This is a genomic window from Sphingopyxis granuli NBRC 100800, from assembly GCF_001591045.1.
Classification (GTDB): Bacteria; Pseudomonadota; Alphaproteobacteria; order Sphingomonadales; family Sphingomonadaceae; genus Sphingopyxis; species Sphingopyxis granuli.
The window spans coordinates 1-13,953 of record NZ_BCUA01000068.1; the positions used below are offsets into that span (position 1 = coordinate 1).

Genomic DNA, 13,953 nt, shown 5'->3' on the forward strand with positions numbered 1-13,953 from the left:
CGCGCGCGAGGCGGCGAGCGCCTTGTCGCGCAGCGAGACATAGATGGTGATATGCCGGTCGCGGGCGACCTTGGCGGGCGTGAGCGCGCCGTCGGCGACGACGCTCGACAGCGCGGTCTTGAAATCGTCGAGGGGAGAGGATTGGCTCATGGTGCTTTGGGATCGGGGATTCGGTTGCAGATGCTGTCGTCGCCGTTCTTGGGCGCTGCCGGGTCGGGAAGCAAGCGGAAGACATGCGAAACATGCGTCGCGATGCGCTCCGGGCGCGTCCGCCGGCCCGCGACGACATCGACGAAATCGCGGCAGGCCGCCGCGCTGCGCAGGAAATTGCTGTGCCCGGTCGACCCGCGCGACACGTCGGTGGTGTCAACGACGGTAAGGCCGGGGATCGTGACGGGATAGCAGCGTTCGGGAAGCCCGCGGGCCTTCAGGTCGGCGGCCTCGAACGGATCGAAGCAATAGGGCGAGCCCAGCCGGGGATAGCCATGCAGCGCGCGCGAGGCGGCGAGCGCCTTGTCGCGCAGCGAGACATAGATGGTGATATGCCGGTCGCGGGCGACCTTGGCGGGCGTGAGCGCGCCGTCGGCGATGTCGCGTTCGAAGGTTTCGCGGTCGATGTCGGGCGAGGCGAGGATGATGTTCGAGATGTTGCGGCTGTCGGCGCTCGGCGCGGCGCGGTCGACATAGGCGATGGCGGGAACGACGAGCCGCGCGCCGAGTGAGTGCGAGACGATCACGATCTCCTTCACCCACGGCTGCTCGGCGAGCGCCTTCAGGAAATCGCGAAAGTTGCGGACATCGTGATACATGTTGGTCTCGTCGACCATGTAGCCGAACACGTCGTGCTGCGACGGCCAGCTATAGGCGACCGTCGGGCCGTCGAAGCCGGTCATGCGCGCGACCTGCGCCGCGTCCCTGGCGGTCGTCTCGAAACTTTCGCGGTAACCGTGGACATAGAGCAGCACGCGCCCCTGGCGCCGATCGGTCTCGGCCTGCAGCGCGCGCCACCAGTCGCCTTCCGCCTGCAGCGCGAGCGGAGTGCGGGTTCGCGTCTTGCCGTCGACCTTTTCCTCGCGCGGCGCCGCGAAGCGGCCGTGGCGCACCCGGTCGCCGCGATAAACGAGCAGCGCAAGGTCGCTCGTCCGGCAGTCGGGCAGGCGGCTGGTGACGACGAAGAGCGGCAGCGCCTCGCCATCGACCGGCGCGCCCGCCTTCGGATCGCAGCGCGGGTCGGCGACATAGGCGGCGTGGCGGATCTTGCCGTAATCGACCGGCGTGATGCAGCCGGCGAGCGCCAGCGCGGCGAACGCGGCGGCGGTGCCGGACAGGCGGCGCGCCGGCGCACGGCGGCGATGGAAAACGCGGATCGCACGAAGTCGGCGCATCGCGGGACGCTGGCAGAGGCGGCGCGGCTTGGAAAGCCGAAATCGGTCGGCGCAATGTGTATTGATTGAATAATACACTTCGTCTATCGAGGGGCAGTTCTGATGCAGGAGAGAAGCCGATGTCCGCAATGCTGGCCCTGTTGCTCGCCGCGGGGGCGGAGGTCCCCTATGTTCCGGCTTTCGATCCGGCCGCGCTCAAGAGCCAGGTCGCGGGGCCGCCGAACCTCGTCGTCGTGCTCGGTACGCCGCATCTTTCGGGCTTGCCCGCCGATTTCGATCCCGCGCATCTCGAACCGCTACTGGCGCGGCTCGCGGCGTGGAAGCCAGATATCATCACCATCGAGGCGGTGTCGGGCCCCGAATGCGAGATGATGCTGCGCTACAAGGCGCGCTATCCGGGAACCTACGACTCCTATTGCCGCGATCCGGGCCCGGCGCAGAAGGCGCTGGGGCTCGACATGGCCGCGGCGACGGCCGAGGCCGACCGGCGGCTCGCCGCCTGGCCCGCGCAGCCGCAGCCGGCCGACCGGCGCCATCTGGCGGCGCTGTTCCTCGCGGGCGGCGAGCCGGCGTCGGCGCTGGTCCAGTGGCTGCGCCTGCCGGCCGCCGAGCGGCGGGCCGGCGACGGGCTGGACGAAGCCCTGGCGTCCGAAATCACGGCGCTGACGACGCGGCGCAACGAGGATTATCTGATCGCGGCGGCGCTCGCGGCGCGGCTCGGGCTCGAGCGCGTCCATGCGGCGGACGATCACAGTTCCGACGCGATCAATGCGTCGCTCGACAATGATCCGGGTTTCGAGGCGGCGATGCGCCGCGCCTGGAACAATCCCGTGGCCGAGCGGCGCAAGGCGCGGGACGATGCGCTGACGGCCCGGCTCGACGACGAGGGCGTGCTGGCGCTCTATCGCGACTATAACCGACCGGAAACGGCGCAGGTCGCCTTCGACAGCGATTTCGGCGCCGCGCTCGCCGATCCGTCGCCGGAGGGCTATGGCCGGCGCTATGTCGGCTGGTGGGAGGCGCGCAACCTGCGCATGGTCGCCAACATCCGCGCGGCGATCGCGGCGCAGCCGGGATCACGGACGCTGTCGATCGTCGGCGTCTCGCACAAGGGTTATTTCGAGGCTTATCTCCACCGGATGCACGACGTCCGGCTGGTCGATGCCGAAACGGTGCTGCAATAGCGGGAGGCGGCTCCCGCTTTACTTGCCGACCACGCTTTCGGGCAGGTCCTCGCCGAACACGCGCTGATAATATTCGGCGACGATCATCCGCTCCGCCTCGTCGCACTTGTTGAGGAAGGAAAGGCGGAAGGCGAAGCCGAGGCTGTTGAAGATGGCGGTGTTCTGCGCCCAGCTGATCACCGTGCGCGGCGACATGACGGTCGAGATGTCGCCGGCCATGAAGCCCTGGCGCGTCAGGTCGGCGACCTTGACCATATTGGCGACGGTCGCGTCGTCGGCGGTCGGCACCTTGGCGAGGATGATGGCGCTTTCGGTGGCGGCGGGCAGATAGTTGAGCGTGACGACGATGTTCCAGCGGTCCATCTGCCCCTGGTTGATCTGCTGCGTGCCGTGATAGAGCCCGCTGGTGTCGCCGAGTCCGACGGTGTTCGCGGTCGAGAACAGGCGGAAGTGCGGGTTCGGGCGGATCACGCGATTCTGGTCGAGCAGCGTCAGCTTGCCCTCCGTCTCCAGCACGCGCTGGATCACGAACATCACGTCGGGGCGCCCGGCGTCATATTCGTCGAAGACCAGCGCGGTCGGCGTCTGCAGCGCCCAGGGCAGCAGCCCCTCGCGGAACTCGGTGACCTGCTGGCCGTCGCGCAGCACGATCGCGTCGCGGCCAACGAGGTCGATGCGGCTGATGTGCGCGTCGAGGTTGACGCGGATGCACGGCCATTTCAGCCGCGCCGCGATCTGCTCGATATGCGTCGACTTGCCGGTGCCGTGATAGCCCTGCACCATCACGCGGCGGTTGTATTTGAAGCCCGCGAGGATCGCGAGGGTGGTGTCGCCGTCGAAGACATAGGCGGGGTCGAGGTCGGGCACGCGCTCGTCGGCCTCGCTGAACGCGGGCACCTTCATGTCGATATCGACGCCGAAGACCTCGCGCGCGTCGATCTCGGTATCGGGCGCCGCGAGAAGCGTCGAACCGTGATGATCGGGGAGGCTGTTCGGAATATCGGTCATGGCAAATGTCCAGCAGGGCAAAGAGGGAGAGTCGCCGCCGGCGGCGCTACGCCGTCGCGGTATCGCCATGGGTTGCGGCTTGCAACGCCTTATTCAGAACAGGTCGAGCGCCTTCATTACCGCGGATTGGTCGTAATAGGGCCGTTCGCAGACGATCCGGTCGCTGCCGGGCGCGAATTCGAAGCTTGCCGCCATGCGGATGCGGAACGCCTTGCCGGTCGGCTCGACGGTGCGCAGGCCGAGGCGCAGCGGGCCGAGATGGGTGCCGGTCAGCCAGAATTCGACGAGCACCGTGTCGGTCGCGGCGTCGGCGGCGATCGCGATGATCTCGTTCGCCTGGTCGGGGAACGGCTCGCGCGACGAGGCGAAATAGGAGCGCACCGCCGCCTCGCCGTCGAAGACGGTGCCGGGGCCGAGCAGTTCGTAACGCGGGTGGTCGAAGGTCGCGAGGACGCCGTCCCAATCCTGCGCGATCTCCAGCGCCATGTGGCGCTTCACGGTTTCGATCCGCCGTTCGTCGAGGTCGCTCATCCATCCTCTCCCTATGCGAAGGCCGCGTTCTTCCGCAGCAGCTGATAGGCCGCGACCACTTCGCCGAGCCGCGTCTCGTGGCTGCGGTCGCCGCCGTTGCGGTCGGGGTGATAGCGGCGGACCAGTTCGCTGTAGCGGCGGCGGAGCGCGGCGCGCCCGGCGTCGGCGGGCAGGCCCATCATCGCCAGCGCGCGATGCTCGTCGCGGGTGAAGCGCGGGTCGGCGGCCTGCCGCCGCGCCTCGTCCATCCGCTGGCGGAAGCGCGCGCCTAACGCATCGATCGGATCGCGGAAATCGGCCCAGCGCGGCGGCAGATCGGCGCTGCCGGCGGCGCGGAAGGCGCGGCTCTCGGTCTCCCAGCCCGCGGTCGGCGACTGCGCGGCCAGAATCTGCTCGGCGTTCATTCCGTCGAAGAAATTATAGCCGGCGTTGAATTCGCGCACATGGTCGAGGCACAGCCAGCGCCACGGCGGCGGCCCGTCGGGCGAGCGGTGGCCGGTGACGGGGGCGCGGAACTCGCCGGGCTCGGTGCAGCCGGGGGCTTCGCATTGCGCCTCGCGGGGCACGCGGCCGTGGAATCGGTTGGGGCGGGGGCTTGTCATAGGGAACGTCCGCGCCCAACATGGGGGCATGACGCAAAAAGGTCCAGTCCAACGCGAAATGCCAATCCAACGCGAAATGGAGGAGCGGTTGCGCGCCGCTTTCCCCGACGCCGATTTCATCCTCAGCAACGACAGCGCGAAGCATCATGGTCATGCCGGCGACGATGGATCGGGCGAGTCGCATTTCAGCCTGAGCATCGAATGGGCGGGCTTCGCGGGCCAGAACCGCGTCGCGCGCCAGCGGACGGTCAACAAGGCGCTGGGCGATCTGCCGGGGCAGCGCGTCCATGCGCTGGCGATCAGGGCGACCGCGCCGGGAGAATGACGATGCAGGTGATCACGCCCTCGACGCACGACATCGGCGCCTTCGACGTGCGGCGGACCCTGCCCGACAAGGCACGGACGATGGTCGGGCCCTTCATCTTCGTCGACCAGTTCGGCCCGGCGCATTTCGACATCGGCAAGGGGATGGACGTGCGGCCGCACCCGCACATCAACCTGGCGACCGTCACCTATCTGTTCGAGGGCGCGATCGATCATCGCGACAGCCTGGGCACCTTTGCGACGATCCGTCCGGGCGCCTGCAACCTGATGACCGCCGGGCGCGGCATCGTCCATTCGGAGCGCACCCCGGCGGCCGAGCGCGCCACCGGATCGGCGATCTCCGGCATGCAGACGTGGCTGGCGCTGCCCGACGGCAAGGAGGAGATCGACCCGGCGTTCGAGCATGCCGCGCAGGACGAACTGCCGCTGATCGACGACGGGCAGGTATCGGCGCGCGTCATCATGGGCAGCCTGTGGGGCGCAAGCTCGCCGATCACCCAGCATGCAGCGACCATCTATGCCGACATCGCGATGAAGGCGGGGGCGGCGATCCCGATCGAGGCGGAGGCCGACGAGCGCGCGGTGGTCGTCGCGCTGGGCGATGCGAGCCTCGATGGCGAGAGGCTCGATCGCTACAGCCTCTATATCCTGAAGCCCGGCGAGGCGATGACGCTGCGCGCGGCGAGCGATGCGCGGGTGATGCTGCTCGGCGGCGAGGCCTTCACGACGCCGCGGCACCTGTGGTGGAATTTCGTCAGCTCGTCGCGCGACCGGATCAACGAGGCCAAGCACGACTGGAAGGATCGCAAATTCCCGCTCGTCCCCGGCGACAGCGAGGAATATATCCCGCTGCCCGGGATGCCGAAGACGCCCGCCTATCCCTGATCGAACTGACAGGCTTGTCAGCGGGAAATAATCCCGCCACCTTCGCGCCGACGGAAGATGGAAGGAGCGCGAGATGGTGGGCGATTTCGAACAGAAGCGGGTGGCGCTTTCGACCGGGGTAGACCTCGACGTCGTCGACATGGGGCCACGCGACGCGCCGGCGCTGGTCTTCCTCCACGGATTTCCCGAATCGCACCGCACCTGGCGCCACCAGCTTCCGCATTTCGCCGACCGCTTCCGCTGCATCGCGCCCGACCAGCGCGGCTATCGCGGCTCGTCGAAGCCGCAGGGCGCGGACTCCTATACGCCCGACAAGCTGATCTCCGACGTCTTCGCGCTCGCCGATGCGCTCGGCGTCGAGCGTTTCACCGTCGTCGGCCACGACTGGGGCGGGGCGATCGCGTGGGGCGTCGCGCTCGGCGGCCAGCCCGGCGGGCTGCACCCGCAATGGGCGGGGCGCGTGACGCGCGCGGTGATCGCCAATGCGCCGCACCCGGCCATTTTCCAGCGCCTGCTGCTCACCAACCCGGAGCAGCGCGCGGCGAGCCAGTATATCCGCACCTTCCGCGACCCGGCGAGCGACGCGCTGATCGAGGAGCAGGGCATCGCCGGGCTGCTCGCGCACGCCTTTGCCGGCCGCGTGCCGAGCGGCGGTATCCAGCCGCCCGAGGAGATCGCCCGGCTGATCGTCGATTGGGAGGATCGCGACGCGTGCCGCGCGATGATCAACTGGTATCGCGGCTCGCCGGCCGAGGTGCCGCCGATGGATGCGCCCTATGGCGAACCGCCCGCGACGCCTTTCCCGAAGCTGATGATCCCGACGCTGGTGATCTGGGCGCTCGACGATGTCGCGCTGCCGGCGTGCAATCTCGACGGGCTGGACGAGCTGGTTCCCGCCGCGACGATCGTCGAGGTGCCGGGCTGCGGCCATTTCGTGCCGTGGGAAGCCCCCGACCGGGTCAATGCGGCGATGGACGCTTTCCTGGCGTCTTAGCGCACCGGATCGAGCAGGCAACCGCTGGCGCCCGCGTAGCGCGCGCTGCGCGAGGCGAGGAGGGGGACGCTGCCCGTCACCGTCTTGGTCGCCGGATCCTCGCTCAGCGATACCAGCTCCATTCCCGGTTCGAAATCACTCTGGCAGCTTTCGAGGCTGCGGCCCTGAACGTAGCGGCACGAGCAGCCGACCCGCGCGGCATAGGCCGAGCCGAGTTCGGCCTGCGCCTTGAACGACGGGAATTTCCAGATCAGGAAGGCGAGCAGCAGCACCCCGACGATCGCCGCCCACGGCAGGCAGCCGCCCCAGCGGCTCGCGCCCCGCTTGCGCCCGCGCAGATGCGCCGGCACCTCGGGCCTCGGCGGCGGTGGGGTGGGCGCGGCCGGCGGCGTCGGTTCGCCCGTTGCCGTCTGTGGCGGGTTGGTGTTACTCACGGGGTGCCATGATCACGAAAAAAGCCATGCTGGCAAGTGCCGTGCTCGCGATGCTGGGCGGCTGGTCGCTGACGCAGGCGGCGGGGCAGGGCGCGACAGCGGCGCCGGTGCCGGCCCCGCGGTTCGGCGCGGCGCCCGACCCGGCGATTGCCGCCGAGACGCTGCCGCCGCTTCCCGCGCTCGATCCGGCGGTGAAAGCGCGCGCCGACGCGCTGTTCGCCGACGCCGGCGCGGTCGGCGAGACGCGCGCGCTCTATGTGCTGCGCGACGGCAAGCCGATCTATGAACGATATGGCGATGGCTTCGGGCCCGACAGCAAGCTGATCAGCTGGTCGATGGCGAAGAGCATCACCGCGGTGCTCACCGGCTTCCTCGTCGCCGACGGGCAATTGTCGCTCGACGGTCCGGCGCCGGTCGCGGCGTGGCAGCGCAGCGGCGATCCGCGCGCCGCGATCGCGCTGCGCGACCTGCTCCACATGACCTCCGGCATCGAACATGTCGAGGTGGGCGACCCGGTCTGGAAGGGCGACACGGTCGACATGCTCTTCGGCCCCGGCGCGCAGGACATGGCGGGTTTCGCCGAGGCGAAGCCGGCGGTCGCGCGGCCGGGCGAGCTGTTCAACTACAGCTCGGCGACCAGCGTCATCCTCGCCGATATCCTCGCCGACACGCTGACCCCGTCGCCCAGCCCCGAGGCGCGGCGCGAGGCGGTGCGCGACTTCATCCAGGGGCGGCTGATCGAACCGCTCGGCATGACCAGCCTGACCCCCGAGTTCGACGCGAAGGGAACGATGATCGGCGGGTCGATCATGCATGCCACCGCGCGCGACTATGCGAAGTTCGGCGAATTCCTGCGCAATCACGGCGTGGTCGACGGCCAGCGGCTGCTGCCCGAAAGCTGGATGCGCTTCATGCTGTCGCCGTCGCCCGCCGACGCGGGCTATGGCGGGCATATCTGGCTGAACCGTCAGCGGCCACGCGGCGCCGATGCCGCGCTGTGGCCCGACCGCGGGCCGAACGATCTGTTCGCCTGCATCGGCCACCAGGGGCAATATATCATCGTTTCGCCGTCGCAGCGGGTGACGATCGTGCGGCTGGGAATCACCAGCGACGACCAGTTTCCGGCGCTGCGGCGGCATCTGGCGGATTTGCAGGAGGTGCTGTGACGGCGACGCGATAAGGCGTTCGGTCAGAGCAGGAAATCGCCCACCAGCGTCGTCACGCAGCATCCCGTGAGTTCGACCTGATCGCCGTCCATGCGGCAACCGACCGAGCCGCCGCGCCTGCTGGCCTGCCACGCCGAAAGGCGTTCGCGGCCGAGCTGCGCGGACCAATAGGGGGTCAGCACGCAATGCGCCGATCCCGTCACGGGATCTTCATCGACGCCCGCGCCGGGGACGAAGACCCGGCTGACGAAATCGGCGGCCGAGGGATCGTCGGTGCCGGGCGCCGTCGCGATCGCCAGCACTTCGCCTTGCGCGCGCAGAGCCGCCATGTCGGGCGTCAGCGCACGCACCTCGGCCGCGCTCGCATAGACCAGCAGGGCATAGCCGCCGCCATGCCACAGCGTCTCGACCGGTCGCCCGCCGACGGCCGCCGCGATGTCGGGCAAAGGCTTCGGTTCGGGGCGATAGGCGGGCAGGATCATGCGATAGACGTCGTCGCCGTCGTCGTCCCCGGCGCGCGCGACCGTCAATATTCCCGCCTTGCGCGTGCGGAAGGTCATTGCGTCGCGCCACGGCGCGGCCGACAGCAGGACATGGCCGCTTGCCAGCGTCGCATGGCCGCACAGCGCGATTTCGACGCCCGGCGTGAACCAGCGCAGCTCATAATCGGCGGCTTCGCTTTCATCGGGGACCAGAAAGGCGGTTTCGGACAGGTTGTTCTCCGCCGCCATCGCCAGCAGCGTCGCGTCGTCGAGCCATTCGTCGAGCGGCATCACCGCGGCGGGGTTGCCTGTGAAGGCGCGGTCGGCAAAGGCGTCGACGCGCGTGACGGGAAAGCGGCGCCAGCTCATGGGAACAGCAGTCCTTTCGACCATGTACGGCCTTCGCGCACGAACAGCGTGCGCTCGTGCAGGCGGTGCGCGCGGTCCTGCCAGAACTCGATTCGTTCGGGCGTCACGCGCCAGCCCGACCAGCGCGGCGGGCGCGGCACGTCCTGCCCCTCGAAGCGCGCCTGCATCGCGGCGAAGCGCGCCTCGAAGGTCGCATAGCTGTCGAGCGGCCGCGACTGCTCGCTGGCCCAGGCACCGAGCTGCGAATCGCGGCCGCGGGTCGCGAAATAGGCGTCGGCGACGCTCGCCTCGACCGGCGCCGCTGCCCCCTCGATGCGAATCTGGCGGCGCAGCGATTTCCAGTGGAACAGCAGCGCGACGTGACGGTTCGCGGCCAGTTCCTCGCCCTTGCGGCTGTCGAGGTTGGTGTAGAAGACGAAGCCGTCGGGGCCATGCTCCTTGAGCAGCACCATCCGCACCGACGGGCGGCCGTCGGGCGTCGCGGTGGCGAGCGCCATCGCATTGCTGTCGTTGGGTTCGCCGGCGCGCGCTTCGGCATACCAGGCATCGAACAGGGCGAAGGGGTCGGTGGTCATGCGGGCGCTTCTAATGCGCTGCCGGCCTGTGGTCGAGCAAAAGCCGTCCCCGATCCTATCGTCACGCCGGAGCAAGTCGGGGGTGACGGAAGACGGAGCTGTTGTCGGGGAACTTGACCGCCCCGCGCGCCATTCCCACATCGCCGCGCAATGGGCCTTCACGGCCAGTCACTTATCGGGCTACAGAAGATATATGGCAGATCCCTATTCCACCCTCGGCGTGGCGAAAAACGCCAGCGAAGCGGAGATCAAGTCCGCTTATCGCAAGCTCGCCAAGCAGTTGCACCCCGACCGGAACAAGGACAATCCGAAGGCGGCGGAGAAATTCTCCGACGTCACCAAGGCCTATGACCTGCTGTCCGACAAGGAAAAGCGCGGGCAGTTCGACCGCGGCGAGATCGACGCCGACGGCAATCCCGCCATGCCCTTCGGCTATGGCGGCGGCGGCTTTCGCGGCGACCCACGCGGCGGGCCGCAGGGCGACTTCCGGGGGTTCGGCGGCGAGAGCGCCGATTTCGGCGATATCTTCGAGGGTCTGTTCGGCGGGCGCGGCGGCGGCGGGGGGCCGTTCGGCGGCTTCGGCGCGCGCAGCGCCCCGCCGCCGAAGGGCGCCAATGTCGCCTATCGCCTGTCGGTGTCCTTCATCGACGCCGCGACGCAGGCGATGCAGCGCATCACCCTGGCCGACGGCAAGACCATCGACCTCAAGCTGCCCGCGGGGGTCGAGACGGGGACGCAGATGCGGCTCGCCGGAAAGGGGCAGCCGGGACCGGGCGGCAATGGCGACGGCATCGTCACCATCACGGTCAAGGACCATCCCTTCTTCGTGCGCGACGGCAGCAACATCCGCCTCGACCTGCCGGTGACGCTGGCCGAGGCGGTGAAGGGCGCGAAGGTCAAGGTGCCGACGGTCGACGGGCCGGTGATGCTGTCGATCCCGGCCGGGTCGACGTCGGGCAAGGTGATGCGGCTCAAGGGCAAGGGATTCAGCCAGAAGAGCGGCGGGCGCGGCGATCAGCTGGTGCGGCTGATGGTCGACCTGCCGAAGGACGACCCCGCGCTCCGCCGGATCGTGGACGAATGGACCGATACGCGCGCCGTCCGGGCCGAACTCGGCGTGTGATGCGTGGCTGATCGCAGCCAGAGGAAATCGTCCGCCGCGCTCGAGCGCGAAATCGCCGACGAGGTCGAGCGGGAGTTCCGCGCCGAAGGGCATTCGCCGCACTCGCCCGAAGCGCGCGCCGAACGCGCCAAGCGCCTGCATCTGCGCGCGCGGGCGCAGGGGGTCATCGAACGCGGGCGCGAGACGCTGGGACCCGGAACGCGCGCCTTCGCGATCGTCCGCCGCGTGCTGGTGGGCACCTATACCGACGGCTTCATCCACGCGGGGAACCTTGCCTATCTCGCGCTGATCGCGCTCTTTCCCTTCTTCATCCTGCTCGCCGCCGCGCTGAGCCTGTTCGGCGGCAGCGCGGGCGGCGAGGAAGCGATCGCCGCGGTCTTTTCGCTGATGCCGCCGACGGTCGCCAAGGCGCTGGCCGGGCCGATCCGCGAGGTGATGGGGGCGCGCACCGGCCTATTCCTGTGGCTCGGCGCGATCGTCGCGCTGTGGACGGTGGGCAGCCTGGTCGAAACGATCCGCGACATATTGCGCCGCGCCTACGGCACCCATTTCTCCAAGGGCTTCTTCCATTACCGGCTGCTGTCGATCGGCATCATCACCGGCGCGGTGGTGCTGATGCTGCTGTCGTTCAGCATGCAGGTGCTGATCGTCGGGATCGAACAGTTCGTCACGCGCGTGCTGCCCGAACAATATCAGGCGTGGGGCGTCGTGCTGATTTCGCGCGGGGTGTCGGGGGCGGGGCTGTTCCTCGCCATCTACATGCTCTTCTATTCGCTGACGCCGTCGAAATACCGCAAGCTCAAATGCCCGAAATGGCCGGGCGCGCTGTTCACGACCTCGTGGTGGATCGCGGTGACGCTGGCGCTGCCGCCGCTGCTCGCCAGCCTGCTCAGCTATGACGCGACCTATGGCAGCCTCGCGGGGGTGATGGTCGCGCTTTTCTTTTTCTACCTCGTCGGATTGGGTATGGTGATGGGTGCCGAGCTCAATGCCGCGCTGGTCGAGGTTGAGGATCTGGGTCACGACGCTATTGGGCGCGTGGACGACATCATAATCGAAGACGACAAGACCGGAGAAACGGAATGACGGGTCTGATGAAGGGCAAGCGCGGGTTGATCATGGGCCTCGCGAACGACAAGTCGCTCGCATGGGGGATCGCGAAAGCGCTGCACGGCGCGGGCGCCGAACTCGCGATCAGCTATCAGGGCGAGGTGATGCTCAAGCGGGTGAAGCCGCTGGCGGACGAACTGGGCTGCGACCTGCTGATCGACTGCGACGTGTCCGACATGGCGAATCTCGACCAGGCTTTCGCCACGCTCGCGGCGCGCTGGCCGACGATCGATTTCGTCGTCCACGCGATCGGCTATACCAACAAGGAGGCGCTGCGCGGCCACTATGCCGACATCGGGCTCGAGGATTTCCTGATGACGATGAACATCAGCGTCTACAGCTTCACCGCGGTCGCCAGGCGTGCCGCGGCGATGATGCCGCCGAAGGATCCCGAGACGGGCGAGGGCGGGGGCGCGATGCTGACCTTGTCCTATTACGGCGCCGAAAAGGTGATCCCGCATTACAACGTCATGGGCGTCGCCAAGTCGGCGCTGGAAACCAGCGTCAAATATCTCGCCAACGACTACGGCCCGCAGGGGGTTCGCGTGAACGCCATTTCGGCGGGGCCGATCAAGACGCTGGCGGCGAGCGGCATCGGCGATTTCCGCCTGATCCTGAAATGGAACGAATATAATGCCCCGCTGCGGCGCAACGTCACCATCGACGATGTCGGCGGCTCGGCGCTCTATCTGCTGAGCGACCTTGCCTCGGGCGTCACCGGCGAGACGCACCATGTCGATGCGGGCTATCACACCATCGGCATGAAGCAGGAAGACGCGCCGGACATCGCGCTTGCCTGATGCGCCGGTGATCCGGCCCGCGCGCGCGGAGGATGCGGGCGCGATCGACGCCGTCATCCGCGCCGCCTTCACCGGGTCGGAGCATGGCCATCAGGGCGAGGCGGAACTGGTGCGGATGCTGGAGGCGGACGGCGACGCGCTGGTCTCGCTCGTCGCGGAAGCGGGCGGTGCGGTCGCGGGGCATGTGCTGTTCAGCCGCATGGACGTCGAGGCCGATGGCGCGGCGCTGTCCGCCGCCGGCCTCGCGCCCGTGTCGGTGGCGCCGGCGCTGCAGGGACGGGGCATCGGCGCCGCGCTGATCCGCGCCGGGCTCGACGCGCTGCGCGCGCAGGGTGTGGCAATCAGCTTCGTGCTCGGGAACGAGGCCTATTACCCGCGCTTCGGCTATTCGCCCGATCTCGCCGCGCGCTTCGCTTCGCCCTTCGCGGGGCCGCATTTCATGGCGATGATGCTGGACTCGCACACGCCCTGGCCGTTAGGCGGGCGCGCGGATTATGCGCCGGCGTTTGGCCGGATGGGGTAGGATAACCCCCTCTCCCCTCGGGGGAGAGGGAGGGGCCCGTCGCGAAGCGATGGGAGGGTGAGGGCGTGACGAAAAGCCGCTTCGAAATACGCGATGGCACCATCGATCGCGCCCGTGCGCTTCGGCGCGATTCCACGCCTGCCGAGAAAAAGCTGTGGCCGGTGCTGCGCGGCTCGGCACTTGGCGGCCATAAGTTCCGCCGCCAGCAGCGGCTTGGGCCCTTCATCGCCGACTTTGTCTGTCAATCCGCGCGACTGGTGATAGAGGTCGATGGCGATAGCCATGCGTTTCAGATCGACTATGACGCGCGGCGCACGGCGTTTTTGGCGAAAGAGGGATATCGGGTGCTACGCTTCACCAATCGGGATGTGATGGAGAATCCGGAGGGCGTCCGTCAGGCGATCGAGGCTGCTCTGGCTGGCGGCCCCTCACCCTCCCACGCGGCTGCGCCGCGCGGG

General features: G+C 68.6%; 17 protein-coding genes. 10 read left to right on the forward strand and 7 right to left on the reverse strand.

What is annotated here, in order from left to right:
• Positions 1-146: 146 nt before the first annotated feature.
• The gene (locus SGR02S_RS14425; protein WP_082797165.1) at positions 147-1,385 is read right to left on the reverse strand and encodes an alpha/beta hydrolase; all 1,239 of its coding nucleotides are present in this window, start codon (positions 1,383-1,385) and stop codon (positions 147-149) included.
• A gap of 119 nt (positions 1,386-1,504) precedes the next feature.
• Here SGR02S_RS14425 and SGR02S_RS14430 point away from each other — a divergent pair, with 119 nt between their 5' ends.
• Positions 1,505-2,569, forward strand: a complete 1,065-nt coding sequence (locus tag SGR02S_RS14430) for a DUF5694 domain-containing protein (protein ID WP_067111246.1) — start codon at positions 1,505-1,507, stop codon at positions 2,567-2,569.
• An 18-nt stretch (positions 2,570-2,587) separates the two neighbouring features.
• Here SGR02S_RS14430 and cobS read toward each other — a convergent pair whose 3' ends face one another.
• The 3 genes from cobS to SGR02S_RS14445 all read right to left on the reverse strand — a co-directional run bounded on the left by cobS (position 2,588) and on the right by SGR02S_RS14445 (position 4,710).
• On the reverse strand, positions 2,588-3,577 hold the full coding sequence (gene cobS, locus SGR02S_RS14435) for a cobaltochelatase subunit CobS (RefSeq protein WP_067111248.1): 990 nt from the start codon (positions 3,575-3,577) through the stop codon (positions 2,588-2,590).
• A gap of 93 nt (positions 3,578-3,670) precedes the next feature.
• Positions 3,671-4,108 (reverse strand): nuclear transport factor 2 family protein, encoded by a 438-nt coding sequence (locus SGR02S_RS14440; RefSeq protein WP_067111251.1) that lies wholly within the window; start codon positions 4,106-4,108, stop codon positions 3,671-3,673.
• A gap of 11 nt (positions 4,109-4,119) precedes the next feature.
• Positions 4,120-4,710: a DnaJ domain-containing protein gene (locus SGR02S_RS14445; protein ID WP_067111254.1), complete on the reverse strand. Its 591-nt coding sequence runs from the start codon at positions 4,708-4,710 to the stop codon at positions 4,120-4,122.
• 76 nt (positions 4,711-4,786) lie between these two features.
• Here SGR02S_RS14445 and SGR02S_RS14450 point away from each other — a divergent pair, with 76 nt between their 5' ends.
• The 3 genes from SGR02S_RS14450 (at position 4,787) to SGR02S_RS14460 (ending at position 6,913) form a co-directional block, all read left to right on the forward strand.
• On the forward strand, positions 4,787-5,035 hold the full coding sequence (locus SGR02S_RS14450; RefSeq protein ID WP_082797163.1) for a BolA family protein: 249 nt from the start codon (positions 4,787-4,789) through the stop codon (positions 5,033-5,035).
• The gene (locus SGR02S_RS14455; RefSeq protein ID WP_067111259.1) at positions 5,032-5,919 is read left to right on the forward strand and encodes a pirin family protein; all 888 of its coding nucleotides are present in this window, start codon (positions 5,032-5,034) and stop codon (positions 5,917-5,919) included. The genes SGR02S_RS14450 and SGR02S_RS14455 overlap by 4 nt, the downstream gene beginning before the upstream one ends.
• Before the next feature lie 73 nt (positions 5,920-5,992).
• Entirely contained in the window at positions 5,993-6,913 is a 921-nt protein-coding gene (locus tag SGR02S_RS14460; RefSeq protein ID WP_067111262.1) for an alpha/beta fold hydrolase, read from the forward strand.
• On the opposite strand, the gene SGR02S_RS20730 is transcribed toward SGR02S_RS14460, so the two are convergent.
• Positions 6,910-7,347: a hypothetical protein gene (locus SGR02S_RS20730; protein WP_337180174.1), complete on the reverse strand. Its 438-nt coding sequence runs from the start codon at positions 7,345-7,347 to the stop codon at positions 6,910-6,912. The two genes, SGR02S_RS14460 and SGR02S_RS20730, sit on opposite strands and share 4 nt — an antisense overlap.
• Positions 7,348-7,355: 8 nt before the next feature.
• Here SGR02S_RS20730 and SGR02S_RS14470 point away from each other — a divergent pair, with 8 nt between their 5' ends.
• Positions 7,356-8,513 (forward strand): serine hydrolase domain-containing protein, encoded by a 1,158-nt coding sequence (locus tag SGR02S_RS14470; RefSeq protein ID WP_067111265.1) that lies wholly within the window; start codon positions 7,356-7,358, stop codon positions 8,511-8,513.
• Positions 8,514-8,536: 23 nt separating this feature from the next.
• Here SGR02S_RS14470 and SGR02S_RS14475 read toward each other — a convergent pair whose 3' ends face one another.
• Both SGR02S_RS14475 and pdxH read right to left on the reverse strand, forming a co-directional pair.
• Complete coding sequence (locus SGR02S_RS14475) at positions 8,537-9,364, reverse strand: PhzF family phenazine biosynthesis protein (RefSeq protein ID WP_067111268.1); 828 nt, start codon at positions 9,362-9,364, stop codon at positions 8,537-8,539.
• Positions 9,361-9,939: a pyridoxamine 5'-phosphate oxidase gene (pdxH, locus tag SGR02S_RS14480; RefSeq protein WP_067111271.1), complete on the reverse strand. Its 579-nt coding sequence runs from the start codon at positions 9,937-9,939 to the stop codon at positions 9,361-9,363. The genes SGR02S_RS14475 and pdxH overlap by 4 nt, the downstream gene beginning before the upstream one ends.
• Positions 9,940-10,132: 193 nt before the next feature.
• Here pdxH and SGR02S_RS14485 point away from each other — a divergent pair, with 193 nt between their 5' ends.
• The 5 genes from SGR02S_RS14485 to SGR02S_RS14505 form a co-directional block, all read left to right on the forward strand.
• Entirely contained in the window at positions 10,133-11,062 is a 930-nt protein-coding gene (locus SGR02S_RS14485) for a DnaJ C-terminal domain-containing protein (protein ID WP_067111274.1), read from the forward strand.
• Positions 11,063-11,065: 3 nt separating this feature from the next.
• Entirely contained in the window at positions 11,066-12,148 is a 1,083-nt protein-coding gene (locus SGR02S_RS14490) for a YihY/virulence factor BrkB family protein (protein WP_076074434.1), read from the forward strand.
• Entirely contained in the window at positions 12,145-12,972 is an 828-nt protein-coding gene (locus tag SGR02S_RS14495; protein WP_067111277.1) for an SDR family oxidoreductase, read from the forward strand. The genes SGR02S_RS14490 and SGR02S_RS14495 overlap by 4 nt, the downstream gene beginning before the upstream one ends.
• Entirely contained in the window at positions 12,965-13,495 is a 531-nt protein-coding gene (locus tag SGR02S_RS14500) for a GNAT family N-acetyltransferase (RefSeq protein WP_067111280.1), read from the forward strand. The genes SGR02S_RS14495 and SGR02S_RS14500 overlap by 8 nt, the downstream gene beginning before the upstream one ends.
• A gap of 65 nt (positions 13,496-13,560) precedes the next feature.
• The coding region (locus tag SGR02S_RS14505; RefSeq protein WP_067111284.1) for an endonuclease domain-containing protein at positions 13,561-13,953 on the forward strand (393 nt) is incomplete at its 3' end.